The sequence below is a fragment of the Chryseobacterium sp. Chry.R1 genome, assembly GCF_039645525.1.
Taxonomy (GTDB): Bacteria; Bacteroidota; Bacteroidia; order Flavobacteriales; family Weeksellaceae; genus Chryseobacterium; species Chryseobacterium proteolyticum.
Map to the genome: position 1 here is coordinate 1,400,596 of NZ_CP151793.1, position 15,271 is coordinate 1,415,866.

Sequence of the window (15,271 nt, forward strand, 5' to 3'; positions counted from 1 at the left end):
TTATTCAGGATTTACTTTATTAAGAAAAAGATAGACTGCAGCACCTGAAATAGCAGATGCTGTGCTTGCAAGGATCATACTCCCGATAACATATTGAAGGAGGTTATTCTTTACCAGATCGAAATTTAATTCCTGGTTAAAAACATTGCTTTCACCATGTACGAAAGAAGCACCGATAAATAAAGAGATTGCAATGATAAAAGGAATAAAGGGAGGTAAGCTTATATTGGATGCGACAAAAGCCAGCACCTTATTTAATTTAAATAATACTGATAAGGAAATAACAAGCAGTGTCTGAAACCCCCAAAAAGGTGACAGCCCGATAAATACACCTAATGCAACAGAAAAAGCTTTCGTTCTGTTACTGCCATCACTTTCAAGCACATCTTCTTTAATGAACTTTTTGAAACTTTTCTTACGGAAATTATTAATAAAATTTCTTGGGATAATGTAGAAAAGGGTAATCGTAACAAGAATAGTATTCAGGATACTTATCCGGGTAAAATCTTTAAATGGCCTGAAATGAGAAACCCTTTCTGCAGGGTCATATAGAACCTTAACAGGAACATTCTTTACAGGAATATGCCGCCATGCAGATCTTACAATAACTTCAATCTCAAACTCAAATTTTGGGGTAAAATATTTCTTGGGGATCTTTAGTAATGGATACAGACGGTAGCCAGATTGGGTATCTTCTAATTTAATACCAGTTTCAAACCAAAACCAGAAATTAGAAAACCTGTTTCCAAAGCTGCTTTTCTTAGGAATTCCGTCTTGAGACATATTTCGGTTACCGATGAGCAAAACATCTTCTTTTTCTTTGATAAGGGCTTCTGTAAAAACCGGAATGTCATCCGGGTAGTGCTGGCCATCAGAATCTATTGTTATAGCATAATGAAATCCTGATTCTTTTGCTTTCCTGAAACCTGTTCTTAAACCGTTTCCTTTACCTTTATTTTCCTGAAGTGTAATGACTGTAATTTGCGGATAGCCGTTCAGTATCTGAGCTGTGGAATCCGTGGATCCGTCATTGACCACAATAATGTTTGAAGTATATTCTAAAACACCATCAATAACTCTTGCCAGTGTTCTTTCATTGTTGTAGGTGGGAATTAAAATACAGATTTTCTTTTCGGAAATTGTATTTTGTACTTCAGGAAGGGTCATTGTTTTATTTTAATGAAGCTTTGTCTGCTGGAGTAAAAGTTTTAGACTGCGCTGCAAATCTCTGAATATAGCTTTTTAAAGCCTGATTCTGCTTGCTGTAATTGTTCAGAATGAATAATTTATCATCTTTTAAACTGGAATGGTATCCTACAATTTTAGGAATATTTTCCTGAACGCTCAGGCGGATCACTCTCAATTCAATATTGTTAGGATTATTTTTAATAATACTTTCAAGACTTGTTGCACCTGTTTTTACAAAAGATTTTCTCTTTCCTTTTTCAGTGGTTACCTTTGCTTCCATAATTTGTGCAGCTGCTTTATAACCGGAAATAACGGGATCAGTTGAAGACTGTTTTTCCGCGATATTGATAAAGGACTGAGTATTGGCGTTCGATTGATTGGCTTTCGCATAGCTGTTTCTCAATGACTCCAGATCAGAGGACTGAAAGAAAAATGTAAATACGGCTACCAGCGATAAGATGAATTTCATAATTTCTATCTTTTATAATGTACAGACATCTTTAATGCAATAGTCTCGCCAAATAAAGTCGTGTTCTTTACTTTAATCTCATCTTCTCCTTCATTAATATCGAGCTGTACAGTAAGGTCGGGTGTTTCAAAAGGATTAATGATGGCCATAAACTTCACATTGGAAGCTGTTTTTAAGAACAACTTTGAACCGGTGATCTCTTCTGTAAGTTCTTTTACAATTTGCATCATGCACACTCCGGGCGTAACCGGATTTCCCGGGAAGTGTCCCTTAAAAATTTCGTGATCACTGTTTAATCTGATATGGGCAACGAAGCTTCCGTTTTCCGCTTTGTCGTACGATTTTAGAGTATAAAAGTCTGTAAGAATGGTTTGCATCTGTTACTCGGTTTCTGTTATTTGAACTAACTTTATATTGATCTTGAAATCTTTATGTTGAAGATTGATACTATCCGCGAATATATGTTTTTTTGCTTCAAAACTAAAATCGATTTTTGCTTTATTATTCCTTGTATACATGATCTGATGAAGCAAGCCGTCCTTTTTATCAAAAAACAGATAATACTTGTTGTGGTCTTCCTGAGAGACAAAAATCTTTGATTGATCATTTTCAAAACTTTCCTGTACCGGATAGGTCTGCTTCAAAAGATGTTGAAAATCATTCTTCAGGAAGTTTTTTACGATTTTCTTATCGAGATCAGGAATGATATAATTGATTTTGAAATCTTGATCTGAAATTTCAAAATCTATAAGTTTATTTCCAAAATCTGATGTCAATGCCACGCGATGTGTCGTTTCGTTGATCCTTTTTATGATAAGAATTCCACTCACGTGATTTTTATAAATATCGATCTGGCATTTATACACATAATCTTCTTTTGAAGAAAAATATAAGTTCTCAACAGATTTCTCAGTGCCTGGTGCAGGTTTTACATCAGTAAGCTGATAGGTCTTACAGGATATGAAAAACAGTAGAAGAGTACTATAAAGAAAACTCTGATGCAGAAATCGGGGCATTGATCTTTGTGTTTTTGAAAACTATATTCGTTGTATCTCCCGATGCTTCCAGCATATTGACCTGGGCAACGGTGGATTCATTTTTAGGAAAATATAACTCGATCTGTTTGATGTACTTCAGGAGCTGAGCAGATTTAGGAGTAAATTTTGCAATATTGTAAGCAGAGCTTTTGAAGTAGGTGACGATGAATTCGGGATCACTAAACATTTTTCCATTGGAGCTTCCTACAATAAGTTTGTTAATTTTTTCAAATGTTTTACTTTTTGCATCAACAGAGGATTTCTTCCCCTGATCATTGATAAAGATTTTATTTTCCTTAAAAACAATGCTGTATTGATAAGGCTTGGTGTATTTCCAGCTTAGCATATTGGGCGATTTAAGAGACATCTTACCATAGGTGACAATGTTCTTATCCAGGAAATCCATTTTTTTGGTTTGGGTAAAGTCGCTCTGCAACGTTTTGATTTGTTGTGTTTCAGATGATACCTTCATTACAAACGCCTTTGCCTCGGTTCCTGTCATTGCTGTGTTTTGAGCAAAAAAGAAACCTGAAACCAATAAAAATGCTCCAAAAGCAATATTTTTAATCATTTTTTATTTGATTTTATAATTGAATCAATAGTAAAGGCAGAATACTTTTTATCCTTCAAAAATAGCAATAAATCTACCAAAACACGATACGTCTTTTCTGAAGTGTCGTGAAGAAGCACAATGCTGCCGGGTTTTATTTTAGATGTAATCCTTTTGTAGATTTTCCTTTCATCTTCTATAACGGTGTCCAGCGATCGTACATTCCAGCCGATACTTATTTTTCCGTTTCTTTTAATTGCTTTAGCTATGGAAGGATTGGTCACTCCAAATGGAGGCCTGTATAATACGGTTGTTGTGTTTCCCGCAGATGCAATTATTTCATCACATTTTGCTATTTCATCAGTCATTTTTGCTGTCGGTAGAAAACCCGTTGAGTTAGAATGGGTATACGTATGGTTTCCAATGCTATGACCTTCAGCAATAATCCTTTTGAACGTATCAGGATATTTCTCAATTTGTTTTCCAATACAAAAAAATGTTGCTTTGATGTGATGTTCCTGAAGCAGATCTAAAAATTGAGGGGTAAACTCAGTCGGTCCGTCATCAAAAGTAAGGGCAACCTCTTTAACTTTTGTTTTTTTATGGGTAATGCTATTCACAAAATAGCCCAGCTTAATATCAAAGGAACCCCAAACCACAAATGCCGAAAAAAGCAAAAAGCAGAATACATATACCCAAAAGCTCCCGTGAAATGCATAAATAAATACATTACAGAATATATAAAACAGGATCATTGAATAATGCTTCATTGTATTGTTTTTTTTGAACTTCCAATCTAAAATTTTTTATTCGGGGTTTGACACAGCCGAACGAAAAATCCAAAAAATTGAGAATATACAAGGTGTTACCCGCTTACAATTTAACGATTTTGAAATGTAAAGATTAAAAATTCCGTCCTTTTATCCTATCATACCTTTTCTAACAATACCAAACTATGATCATTTCCTAAAAGATGATTGTACAAAAGCACATTTTTAATCGCATTCTTTTTTATAGAATTGATCATCATGATCTCCGGGATTTGTTGATTTTTCAGAATATGACATGCCATAAATGTTGAAAAACCACTTGCCGTATTGTATTCTCCGCTTAAATGTTTATAATATAGCAATGCTGATTCAGGAAACAGGTTTATTGCTGTTTTATAATACGTATCCGATTCCTGATCGCCACTGAATCCTAAAATTACGGCATCAATATCGGTAAGAGAAAAATTATTCTTCACGAGAAAAGCTTCAATAAAGCTTTCGGTTTCCTGCTGTTCAAGTTTATTGGTTATTTGAATGTCCCTGATCTGGGCATAAGAATTTTCCGTCTTATTTTTTCCAATAACAAAAAAGCTTGAACCTTCACCCCATAGTACACCTTTTGTTGTTGATGTTAAAAAATCAACAGGAAAATGTTCGGTTTTTTTAATGATGTGGCGGAGCTGGTAAAGTTCCATTGTTCTTTCAGTCTGTTCATCCGTAGAGCCAACAAGTATATTTTCAGCCTCATCATCGGTAAGCTGAAGTTTGGCATCCAGTAAGGAAAACTCTAGAGCTGAAGAAGTATTGACATAAGTAAAATTATAAGCGTGGCATTGTAGAGCCAAAGCAATCTGGCCGGCTACGGTATTGTGCGTCGACTGAATAAAATAAGTTGGAGTTAAAAATTCCTCCTGATTGTCGATTACATTTTTTAAGAATTTTTCAGAATCCTGAGAACAGCCCATTCCGGTTCCTACAATAATGGCATCCGGTTTTTCTATTCCAGCCTCTTTCAAGGCGTAGTGAGATGCGACCGAGCTCATTTTTACCGTTTTAGACATCCTCCTGATCATTGCTGCGGGAATGAATTCTTTATATGCCGGTTCTATTGCTTTTACAATTGGTACAGAGTTTTCAGGTTTGAACTGACCAAAAAAATCTTCAGCTAATGTATCCTGTACCGAAATACATGAAGCCCCATTGATATACACTGAACTCATGGCTTGGAGAAAATTAGGGTTGAACAGTTTCCTCCGAATCCGAATGAGTTGGATAAGACATGGTTGATATTCTTTTTCCTAAGTTCAGTAACCGGAACCAGGTTGAATTCTTCCATAGGAGTTTTAAAATTCAAATTCGGAAATATAATGCCGTGCTGAATGGCTAAAATGGAATAAACTGCTTCTATTCCTGCTGCAGCGGCTAATGTATGTCCTGTAAAAGCTTTGGTGGAACTGAATTCGGGAACATTTCCTTCTCCGAAAATACGGATCATTGCAATTCCTTCCGACAGATCATTATTGGGAGTGGCTGTCCCATGAACATTGATGTAGTTAATTTCCTCTTTGTCGATTCCGGAAACCTTTAATGCCTGCTGCATCGCAAGATAAGCGCCTTGTCCGTTTTCAGAAGACGCGGTTTGATGATGGGCATCATTAGCATTTCCATAACCTGAAAGGTAGGCAAGAACCTTTTTATCCTCTTTTTTTACAACTTCATCAGACTCCAGCACCAGAAAAGCTGCTGCTTCACCTAGATTCAAACCTTTTCTGTTCTGGTCGAAAGGAGTATTATAAGAATCAGTAAGAATCATTAGGGTATTAAACCCATTGAGTGTAAATTTGGATAAAGAATCTGTTCCCCCTACGATCACACGATCCAGCACCCCATTTTTAATAAGCTTAGCTCCCATCATGATCGCATTCGCTGCCGATGAGCATGCGGTACTTATTGTTGATACCATTCCTTTTAAGCCCAGATAATCTGCAATGGCTAAAGAGGAGTTTCCTGCATCATGAGCATCAATATATTTTTGCTTTTCAGGAAAGTCTTCATAGTTGTAGAAATACTTTTCAGTAATATCCATTCCTCCGACACTTGTCGAGGAAATCAGGCCTGTTCTGAAGGCATTGATATCGGAAATTCCTGCATTTTCTACAGCTTCTTTTGCGGCAATCATTCCTAATAAAGAGGTTCTTGTAACATTGTTGTCTTCATTCAGCTGAAGGTGTTGTACAAGTTCTTCATTAGACTGTTTTATTTCACCTGTTTTAATGTGTCCTGCATGGCGGCTTTCAAACATTTGTATTTCCGAAATGCCATGCCGGCCGGTTGTCAGCGAAATAAAATTTTCTTCCACGTTGTTGCCAACGGAAGAAATGATGCCCATTCCTGTTATGGCAATTTTATGACCCATTAATTATTTTGTTCTGTTTTCTTCGATGAATTTTGCCATCGTATCGATAGATTGAAAAATTTCTTTTCCTTTCTTTGGATCAGCTAATTTTATTCCATAATCCTTATCCAGAAGAACAATCAGTTCTAACGCATCAATAGAGTCTAATCCTAAACCACCACCAAATAACGGGTCTGTGTCTTTGATTTCCTCAACAGCTACATCTTCAAGGTTAAGAACTTCTATAATTTTGTGTTTTAATTCTAATTTTAAATCTTCCATAATTATTATTTTAAGGTAACCCTATAACAATGTGCCAGATTACCAATGATATTTTATAATGCGAGCAAATATACAAAAGCTTTATAACTTTCCTGATATAGTTCCACCCAGCCACACAATACATTTTCTGCTTTTCCGGACTTCAGTAATTGCTGGGCATAATTGTTTAAAAAATTTTCATCAAATTCGTCTAAAACGAAAAAAGCATTTTCAGTCTGCATTTTATGTCGGATACTTATTTCTCCTACACAAATGTTAGGCAATGTATACACAAAGACCGCAGGGCTGGGAAAATAATTCTCGTTGGAATTAATACTTTCCTGATATTTAAAGTCCGTATCCAGGCTTGATGATTTATTGGCAAAAACCAAAGCGGTTTTGCTGTTATCCTCATCTTTTAGAAGCATTTCTGCGGCTAAAAAAGCAAGTTTGCTTAGCGGATCCATTTTATGGAACTTAGGATAATTAAGATCAAGGTTCTTGTAGGCTTCTTTAGCAAACTCCTGAAATGTTGTTTCCTGATTTGAGAAGACCATATTCCCGTTCATGGTAATTGTAGAATTTTCTATAGTGCAAACAGCTGTTTTCTTCATCTTATCCGGTTTAACATTTTTCTAAAACAATTGCAGCATTACATCCTCCAAAACCAGAAGCGGTTTTTAAAATATATTTAATTTCTGAGTGTTGCTGTTCTTTTATGATATGCAGAGGTTGGGAGACACCCATCTCTTTAAAGTTTTTGGAGGGAAGAAGGGTATTGTGTAAAGCGCTTTCCATTGAAATGATACTTTCTAATAATCCCGATGCACCAAGACAATGTCCGTAAAACCCCTTCATACTATTCAACGGGACATGTTGAAGCTCCATTCTGTTAAAAGCAATAGCTTCCATTTCATCATTATACAGGGTTGCTGTTCCGTGTGCAGAGATAAAATCAATATCAGTGGCAGCTACTTTAGCCTCTGCCATGGCATTCCTGATACTTTTATACAGTCCGTCTCCTGTTCTTGAGGGACCTGAAATATGGTTAGCGTCATTAATAGCAGAATCTCCGAGAATTTTAAACCTAAACTGATAAGGAGAAATTGCCCCGGAAGTTATATATAACGCTGCCGCAGCCTCTCCGATATTAATTCCGTTTCGATTTTTGTCATAAGGCTGGCAAGGTTCTTTTGCCAGAGCCTGAAAAGAGTTAAAACCGGAGATAACAAACTCCGTGATTTCATCACCTGCAATGACAAAAGCATCTTTATAATTTCCCGATTGAATCAGGTTTTTAGCTACGCCAATAGCCATCACTCCTGAAACACAGGCGTTAGAAACAACAATGGGCTTTGATTTAAATCCAAAAAAATCAGCGATCTTTTGTGCCAGGACAGAAAGAAATGCCCCCTCTGGTAAAGAAGGTTGATTCTTTAGTAAGCTCACATTTCCCTTTGTGGTAGATAATATAAAAGCTGTTTCTGTAGTAATGTCGTGCCTTTCTATTAAAGGTTTTAAGCACAACAGGAACATTTTTTCCAATCGGGTGAAATTCTGGTCGGTAAAATGACTGTTGAATTCCGTATTTAATTTTTCCGTATCCACCATTGAAGCATATACTGCTTCCTGGTTCTCTAAAATTGAATGCTGAGCAACTCCAGACTGGTTTTGCAACAGAGCATGCCAATTGTCATTGAGGTTCATACCCAGCGGAGTGACGCAGTTATAATCAATTATGTAAATCTCCTTCATCATGACAATTTCATTTTATCTTTCCATTTCTGAAAGAAGTCGGGATTATAGAGGCATAAATTTCCGTCATTATCTAAAAATACCTGAATGGTCTCGCCTTTGCAAACCAGTTTATTGTCCTGATTGAATATTTCATAAGTAAAGATCAGTTTTGCCGCAACTGAATTCACAAAAGTAGTTTCTATCCTGAATGTTTCTCCGTATTTTAAGGGAAGAAAATGCTCGCATGTGCTTTTTACAATAGGAGTAAGGTAACCGGCATTCTGGATGTCGAGATACGAAAGTCCGTGCTCTCTTCCAAAAGCTTCCCTTCCGTCTTCGAAATAGACAATATAATGACCATGCCAGACAATTCCCAAAGGATCTGTTTCATTGAATCTTACTCTGACTTGTTCAGAAAAGGTAATATTTTTTTCTTTAGACTGCATTTTTTTTCCTTTCGTAAAAAATAGAAATTGTGACCATAGCGATATAAAATAAAAATAATAAAATAAGCTCTTTCGCTATATCGGTGATTCCACTGTTTCTTAAAATAATATCGTAATACGCATTAAGTCCCCAGTTCATAGGTGAGAACTTGGCCATATGCTGCATAAATTCAGGCATCAGGAACACGGGAACCCAGATTCCACCAATAGCAGCCAATACAACAACAGATGTTGCGCCAAAAGGTGCAGACTGTTCCTGAGTATCTGCAATGGTTCCCAATAAAACTCCAAACCCAATAGCGGCAAGCCCGGCAAATAAAGTAACCACAATAAGGTGGAACATTTTTCCCGACACATCGAAAGCCGGAAGATTCATGTACGGGAAAAGGTATATACCTACAGCAACCATCAGTAAAAACTGAATCATACAGATGATCAGATAAGTACATGTTTTACCGAGAATATGAATATAATAAGGTGTTGGACTCACTCTGGCTCTAACACTGGTGCCCTGGCTTTTTTCTTTAACCAGATTGATGGAAAGAGGGACTACAATGAAAAAGATAGCAAATAATGTCCATGCAGGAACGTTATGCTGAACAGAATTCGGGATTATCTCCACATTGCCTTTCGATGGAGTGATCTCTTTAAAGCTGATGAGATTCTTGTTTTCTTCCAGGTTTTCTGTTGTTCCGAGCTGATCCTGGAAAGCTTTGTAAATTTTTTTATTTTCAATCTCAAAGATCATTTTATTCACAGAATTCATCACGGAGTTTTTGAAGCCTGCATTGGTTGCAGGATCAAAATATAAATGAATATCTTTTGTCTTTGGAGCTGTTTTTTTTACAGCTGCGGAGTCTGTTTCCAGTCCGAAAGAACTTACGATCGTCTGAACTTTGGATTCTATATTGGAATTGAGGTTTTTGGTTAAGTCTTCAGGAATGACAATGGCCATCTGATATTCGCCTGAAAAAACGGCGTCCCGAGCGGACTTTTCGTTGTAATGGGTCAGAAGCTGAAATGTCTTGCTGTTTTCCAGTTCCTTTTTTATATTTTGAGAAACGTCAGACTTGTCCTTATCGATAAAAATGATTGGTATTTTGGATCCTTCCAGATTTTTAAAAGTCGAATCCTGAATCAATGTAATAGTAACGATAAGCAGCAAAGGCATCACAAAAATAATAACGATCCCTCCGATATCCCTTTTTAATAAAAGGATTTCTTTAATAAAACTTCTCCACAATTTATACAACAACATCTCTTAGTTCTTTTCCGGTTAATGAAATGAAAACGTCTTCCAGATTTTCGGCGGAAGCTATCTGTGCAACAAGCTCCTCCGGGGTCCCTGTAGCATGGATCTTCCCTCTGTCGATAATGGCAATTTTTGTACAAAATTCCTCGGCTTCTGAAAGATGGTGGGAGGTATAAATAATACAGGTTCCGTTTTTATTGAGTTCCTGAAGGAAATCAATGATCACTTTTTTGGATTGTACATCTACTCCTACGGTAGGCTCATCCAGGAAAAGGACTTTAGGATTGTGAAGTGTTCCCGCAATAAGATTACAACGACGTTTCATACCTCCTGAAAATTGTTCTACCTTTTTATTGGCAAATTTTGATAATCCCATAATTTCAAGGGATTCATCAATGCTTTTATGAAGTGCTTTATGCTTGAGCCCATATAAGCTTCCAAAGAATAACAAATTCTCTTTTGCAGTAAGGGTAGGATAAAGAGCATATTCCTGAGGAACTATTCCAATGATCTGCTTTATTTTAAAACTGTTTTTCTGTGGTGAAAGACCATTAATGGTAAACTGGCCGGAAGTGGGCTTGATCAGTCCCGAAAGCATGGAAATGAGGGTCGTTTTTCCCGCACCGTTTGGCCCAAGAATTCCATAGATTTCGTTTTTGTCGATATTTAAAGAAATATCATTGACAGAAAACTCATCAGAGTTCTTGTATTTTTTATAAAGATTTTTAATTTCAATAATATGCTCTGCCATATCAGATTGCTTTTCTTAGTTTTTTATAGAAAGCTTCTTCAAGATCTGCTATATGAAGCATTGATTTCGAAAGTTCCTGATAAATATTGCTTTTTGAATTCCTGTTTTTATAAACGCGGGCAATATCCACAGCAAAGTCTCTCCATAGATCACCTATGGCTGTAATTTCTTTTGACAACTCCCTTAATTGATCATTCTTAAGAATTTCTGCTGCTTCTTGTAAAAAAGCTCCGTAAATAAATCTGAATCCGCCACCACCGGTTCCTATTTCTTCCTGCATTCTTATTAATTGCCCCAAATAATGATTGGTCACTTTCGTTCCTTTTTTCTCGGCCCATTTGGGAATACTTTTCGCAACCCATCTCATGGCTTTTACTCCTATGAGAGGCACGGGAGCAAGCATATTTTTACAGGTGTCTTTAATCCCTTTTTTTATGGCTTCTTCCAAATGGATGTTTTCAGGGATATAAACGGGATAATACATGTGGCCTTTTGGCGGTAATGCTCCCTTTGCATATCTTACTTTTTCGAGTTCAGCCTCAGATAATGTGGTTACGTAATCCATTACAGGGTCACTGATCAGAAACCTTCCGTCTTCCTTTCCATAAACGACAAGATTATGCGCATTAAAATGAAATTTATATTCTTCCGGGAAATACGTAAGGTTAAAAACCCCGACCTGAAGTCCTGTAGGGATATTATTCTCTAAGTTTTTTTCTAATGCTACCTGGGCATCTTTAGGATTTGAGAATTTTTGTCTTTTAATTTTAATACCCAATCTTTTTGCTGCTTTGCTGAAAATAGCACCTGGCATCGGACGATAGCTAAAGCCCGGTGCAAAGTTTACTTTTAGGAAAGGCAGATACACAAAAAATAACCCCGAACCTATTCCGAAAATCATAGGTTCGCTTAATTTTATACCTTTATAGAGTAATAAATTAGAGGCAACACCGTTTTCGCAATGAGCGGTTTGGTGGTGTTCAAAATTCAATTTCATCCTTATATTTTTTTATTTCAGGGAAGATAGAATCAGTATCAATTATGTACTTTATCTTATTATCTTCCATTGAAATTTTTTAATTCTTCTACTGTGATCCCAAATGCATCAGCATATTTTTTCAGCACAGTATCGCTTAGTGTTCTAAATACTTTTGGTTTGGTATGTCTTTTTATCCGCCACTGCCACATTCCGACATATGCAGAAAGGACAGCCATATCCATTTTATTTAATTCCATGAAATAAATGATGGGACTTACGGTCTGAGCAGCAACGTTTTGCCGGGCTTCTTCTATCCTCTCATTAATAAGAGCCATGGATTCGTCAAGGGCAAGCTTTTTGGCTTCCCAGCCAATACTGTTTGCTGTTGTATAATTGTCATTTTCATCGGTAACATATACCACTTCGGTCATGTTCGCTGATTTCAGATTACTTTCGTCCTGTGGAAGATCCTGCTTTTTCATAGTCTGTTTTTTATTATGATAGTTTTTGAATAAACAGATTGATTTCAGCTCTTATCAATAATTCATCATTATTAAAAGTTTCGCAGAAGATATTGCATATATTCTCATATTTGGAAATAAGCGATGCCTTCGAAATGATCGTATCACCCACTTTCGGTAATGAAAAGATGTCGATTTTTTTAATATTGGTAATGAATCCGATCACTTTTGTTTCTATTTCGGGCCCTTCAAAAAAACTCTGGCCTACAATAGAGGAGCATGTTTGTGCGGAATTTTCGATTAACCCTGCTTCTACAAGTTCATTGTTATGAACAAAAATATTATCTGCTGTTATCAGAAAGGAAGTGATCACATTTTCTTCTGTTAATTCCAGAATATAATCCACCATCAGCATCGGTTCCCGATGAGGTAAAAAGTTATGGATATTGATGATATTGTCTTCCTTAATTTTCATTGCTATTATTTTACAACAGTTTTCATTTGAGAGCTTGCGATAGTTAGTCCGTTCAGTTTCGTAATACAGTTAACTAATGTAACTCCCATTACTTCGTTGAGGATTGCCACTTCTGTTTTTAGCTCATCTCCAAGTTTGGGTAAAGATTCCGCGTCAAAAGATTTGATGGCTCCTATATAACCCGTTGGAGCTTCTTTACCTAAAAGGTAATACTTATAGCCTGTATGCAAAGCTACGCTTTGAGCCTGATGTTCGATCAATCCCGATGCCTGAAAGATTCCACCCTGCAGGAAGATATTGTCTTCTTTTATCGTAAAACCCGAGACCAAATGATTCTCAGAGTATTCAGTTAATTCATTCACCATGACAAAAGGAAACCTCTGTGGAATTAAACTTTCCACAAAACTTTTGTCAGATGTTGGCAGATTGATTTCCATTAGCAAACCGTTAATAATGCACAGGAGTAAGCAAACCTTCCACTTTCAGGAACACAAAGAAGTACTTTTTCTCCCTTTTTCAGTTTTCCTGAATTCATCAGTTCCTCTAAAGCAATGAAAATAGAGCCAGCTCCAATATTTCCTACTTCGGAAAGGTTATAATACCATTTTTCCCATGGGAAATCCATTCCTTTTTTGGCAAATTCTTCCTTAAGCCCATTTTTAAAGTAACCGGATGAAATATGTGCCAGGACGTGATCTATTTTTTGAGGGTCTAGCTGGTGCTTGTCGAAAGAAGCTCTTAAACTTTCTGCTCCTTTTACTAATATATATTGATCCAGAAGCTTTGTATCCTGCTTTAATGCAAAAAGAGACTGCTTCAGCCATTCATCAGATGGATAATCTGCCCATGATTTTAAGCTTCCGTCCTCTTGCTTTTCACAGCCGGAATACATACAAGCTTCAATTTCATGTGCATAAGAATAGAAATCGATGAATTCTACTTTTAAAGAAATGCTGTTTTCCCTTGGTTTGTTTTCTAATAATAAAGCACCTGCACCATCGGAAAGCATCCATCTTAAAAATTCTCTTTTAAAAGCAATAATAGGTCTTTCCTCCAGTAGTTTCAGGTTTTCTGCTTCGTGATTGAATTTATCTGCTGTCATCCAGGCCGAAAATCTCTCAGAACCTACACAAACCGCATTATCACGTACACCGGCTTTTACAGAAAGAAAACCATAATTAAAGGCATTCATTCCTGAATTACAAAGTCCTGTTGAGGTATTGATTTCTATAGATTTTCCCACATTCAGCTCTCCATGAACCATCGAAGCATGAGAAGGCTGAATCTGATCTGCAGAAGTAGTTCCACAAGATAATAACTGAATATCATCTTTCGTGAAATTTTCATCAAACAACCCTTCTACAGCTCTTGCTGTGATCTGAGCATTGGTATGGGTAGGTTGGCTGTTTTTATCTAAAGCGTAATATCTTGTTTTAATCTGATTATTTCTTAAGATCAAAGCTCTTGCTTTAGAGGGGGTGTCATTGACCAAGCCAAGATAGCTTTCCATCTCATCATTAGAAACCGGATCATTGGGTAAGTATGTTGAAGCTTTGGTTATAAATACGTCGTTCATCTCTTATTTTAAATTTATTCCTTGTAAATATTTTTTTTCTTTCATTCTTTTAGATCTCAAAAGAGGTGCCAACAATATGTGAAAAACTAAAACAATAGGGGAAATAATCCATATCGCTGCCATCAAATATACCTTAAAGAATTTGATAAGCATTGGTCGCTTTTCTTTTTTCCTGATAATAAGGTTAGACCATGCAGTAAAGATTTTGTTCCCTACTTTTTCCACCCTTACTAAAAAAGGTCTGATTTCTACAGCTCCGTTCTTTACCAGTTCAGGTTGCAGATTATCATAGTGGTTATTATCGAAATGCCTTTTGATGATGTTACCGTATTTTCCGGCTCCGGCAATCTCTTCATCGGAAATTCCTGCTGCCGGAAGCATTCCCGATTTTTCTTTTTTTCCAGTTGTCAACCAGCGCAAAATAGTCAATACACTGGTATAATTGTCATGTCTGTCTACCAATGCAATGTTTCCGACCAGTTTTGCATTTAAGTTTTTTAAATATACCTTAAGCTTTTCCTGCGAAAGCATCCACATATTTCGGGTCCCTGAAACAGTAACAACAGGAGTGTCTTTTAAAATGTTTTCCGCATAACCGCTTTTTAAGAAAGAGATAATTGGAATTGAGGGAGTTAAATACCAAACCTGGTACCCGAAAATAATAAGATCGAATTTCTTATTCAATACTTCTTCTGGCGGAGGAAGTATTTCTCTTGGGATCTGTAAATAAGACTCCGGGAATGTATTGAAAAAAACATCACCTGGCCATGGAAAAGGGAAGTCTTCCTTAAGCTTAATGCTATAATAGGTGACATTATATTCGTCCTTTTTATCCTCAAAAGGCTGGGCAATATTCTTTACAATATCCTCTAATTGGCCCGTTTGTGTATAGTATAAGACAAGTATGTTCTTCTGCATGGAAAT

The 15,271-nt window shown here is 36.5% G+C and carries 20 protein-coding genes; all 20 read right to left on the reverse strand.

The features are described 5' to 3' along the window. Entirely contained in the window at positions 1 to 1,167 is a 1,167-nt protein-coding gene (locus AAEU33_RS06545; RefSeq protein WP_345991547.1) for a DUF2062 domain-containing protein, read from the reverse strand. A gap of 4 nt (positions 1,168 to 1,171) precedes the next feature. Next, a complete protein-coding gene (locus AAEU33_RS06550) occupies positions 1,172 to 1,657 on the reverse strand; it encodes a hypothetical protein (protein ID WP_273649915.1) in 486 nt (161 codons plus the stop codon). A 5-nt stretch (positions 1,658 to 1,662) separates the two neighbouring features. Beyond that, positions 1,663 to 2,034, reverse strand: a complete 372-nt coding sequence (locus AAEU33_RS06555; protein ID WP_172281131.1) for a 3-hydroxyacyl-ACP dehydratase — start codon at positions 2,032 to 2,034, stop codon at positions 1,663 to 1,665. A gap of 3 nt (positions 2,035 to 2,037) precedes the next feature. Beyond that, the gene (locus tag AAEU33_RS06560) at positions 2,038 to 2,673 is read right to left on the reverse strand and encodes a hypothetical protein (protein WP_345991549.1); all 636 of its coding nucleotides are present in this window, start codon (positions 2,671 to 2,673) and stop codon (positions 2,038 to 2,040) included. Continuing rightward, the gene (locus tag AAEU33_RS06565; protein WP_345991551.1) at positions 2,639 to 3,265 is read right to left on the reverse strand and encodes an outer membrane lipoprotein carrier protein LolA; all 627 of its coding nucleotides are present in this window, start codon (positions 3,263 to 3,265) and stop codon (positions 2,639 to 2,641) included. Before AAEU33_RS06565 ends, AAEU33_RS06560 begins: the two co-directional genes overlap by 35 nt. After that, the gene (locus tag AAEU33_RS06570; protein ID WP_345991553.1) at positions 3,262 to 4,014 is read right to left on the reverse strand and encodes a polysaccharide deacetylase family protein; all 753 of its coding nucleotides are present in this window, start codon (positions 4,012 to 4,014) and stop codon (positions 3,262 to 3,264) included. Before AAEU33_RS06570 ends, AAEU33_RS06565 begins: the two co-directional genes overlap by 4 nt. A 158-nt stretch (positions 4,015 to 4,172) precedes the next feature. Further along, positions 4,173 to 5,234: a beta-ketoacyl synthase chain length factor gene (locus tag AAEU33_RS06575; protein WP_345991555.1), complete on the reverse strand. Its 1,062-nt coding sequence runs from the start codon at positions 5,232 to 5,234 to the stop codon at positions 4,173 to 4,175. After that, positions 5,231 to 6,430: a beta-ketoacyl-[acyl-carrier-protein] synthase family protein gene (locus AAEU33_RS06580; protein WP_345991557.1), complete on the reverse strand. Its 1,200-nt coding sequence runs from the start codon at positions 6,428 to 6,430 to the stop codon at positions 5,231 to 5,233. Before AAEU33_RS06580 ends, AAEU33_RS06575 begins: the two co-directional genes overlap by 4 nt. A gap of 3 nt (positions 6,431 to 6,433) precedes the next feature. After that, positions 6,434 to 6,691, reverse strand: a complete 258-nt coding sequence (locus AAEU33_RS06585) for a phosphopantetheine-binding protein (RefSeq protein WP_172281119.1) — start codon at positions 6,689 to 6,691, stop codon at positions 6,434 to 6,436. Positions 6,692 to 6,744: 53 nt separating this feature from the next. Continuing rightward, positions 6,745 to 7,284: a 3-oxoacyl-ACP synthase gene (locus tag AAEU33_RS06590; RefSeq protein ID WP_345991560.1), complete on the reverse strand. Its 540-nt coding sequence runs from the start codon at positions 7,282 to 7,284 to the stop codon at positions 6,745 to 6,747. Positions 7,285 to 7,294: 10 nt separating this feature from the next. Beyond that, positions 7,295 to 8,428 (reverse strand): beta-ketoacyl synthase N-terminal-like domain-containing protein, encoded by a 1,134-nt coding sequence (locus tag AAEU33_RS06595; RefSeq protein WP_345991562.1) that lies wholly within the window; start codon positions 8,426 to 8,428, stop codon positions 7,295 to 7,297. After that, positions 8,425 to 8,853, reverse strand: a complete 429-nt coding sequence (locus tag AAEU33_RS06600) for an acyl-CoA thioesterase (protein ID WP_172281113.1) — start codon at positions 8,851 to 8,853, stop codon at positions 8,425 to 8,427. Before AAEU33_RS06600 ends, AAEU33_RS06595 begins: the two co-directional genes overlap by 4 nt. Further along, a complete protein-coding gene (locus AAEU33_RS06605; protein ID WP_172281111.1) occupies positions 8,843 to 10,111 on the reverse strand; it encodes an ABC transporter permease in 1,269 nt (422 codons plus the stop codon). The genes AAEU33_RS06600 and AAEU33_RS06605 overlap by 11 nt, the downstream gene beginning before the upstream one ends. Next, entirely contained in the window at positions 10,098 to 10,856 is a 759-nt protein-coding gene (locus AAEU33_RS06610) for an ABC transporter ATP-binding protein (RefSeq protein ID WP_172281109.1), read from the reverse strand. The genes AAEU33_RS06605 and AAEU33_RS06610 overlap by 14 nt, the downstream gene beginning before the upstream one ends. Before the next feature lies 1 nt (position 10,857). Then, positions 10,858 to 11,853: a BtrH N-terminal domain-containing protein gene (locus tag AAEU33_RS06615; RefSeq protein WP_172281107.1), complete on the reverse strand. Its 996-nt coding sequence runs from the start codon at positions 11,851 to 11,853 to the stop codon at positions 10,858 to 10,860. Positions 11,854 to 11,912: 59 nt separating this feature from the next. Next, complete coding sequence (locus AAEU33_RS06620) at positions 11,913 to 12,317, reverse strand: hypothetical protein (protein ID WP_172281105.1); 405 nt, start codon at positions 12,315 to 12,317, stop codon at positions 11,913 to 11,915. A gap of 13 nt (positions 12,318 to 12,330) precedes the next feature. Next, complete coding sequence (locus tag AAEU33_RS06625; RefSeq protein WP_345991566.1) at positions 12,331 to 12,771, reverse strand: ABC transporter permease; 441 nt, start codon at positions 12,769 to 12,771, stop codon at positions 12,331 to 12,333. 5 nt (positions 12,772 to 12,776) lie between these two features. Further along, on the reverse strand, positions 12,777 to 13,208 hold the full coding sequence (locus tag AAEU33_RS06630) for a hypothetical protein (protein ID WP_345991568.1): 432 nt from the start codon (positions 13,206 to 13,208) through the stop codon (positions 12,777 to 12,779). Continuing rightward, entirely contained in the window at positions 13,208 to 14,347 is a 1,140-nt protein-coding gene (locus AAEU33_RS06635; RefSeq protein WP_345991570.1) for a beta-ketoacyl-ACP synthase III, read from the reverse strand. Before AAEU33_RS06635 ends, AAEU33_RS06630 begins: the two co-directional genes overlap by 1 nt. 3 nt (positions 14,348 to 14,350) lie before the next feature. Then, complete coding sequence (locus tag AAEU33_RS06640) at positions 14,351 to 15,265, reverse strand: dialkylrecorsinol condensing enzyme DarA (protein ID WP_345991572.1); 915 nt, start codon at positions 15,263 to 15,265, stop codon at positions 14,351 to 14,353. Between the last annotated feature and the right edge of the window lie 6 nt (positions 15,266 to 15,271).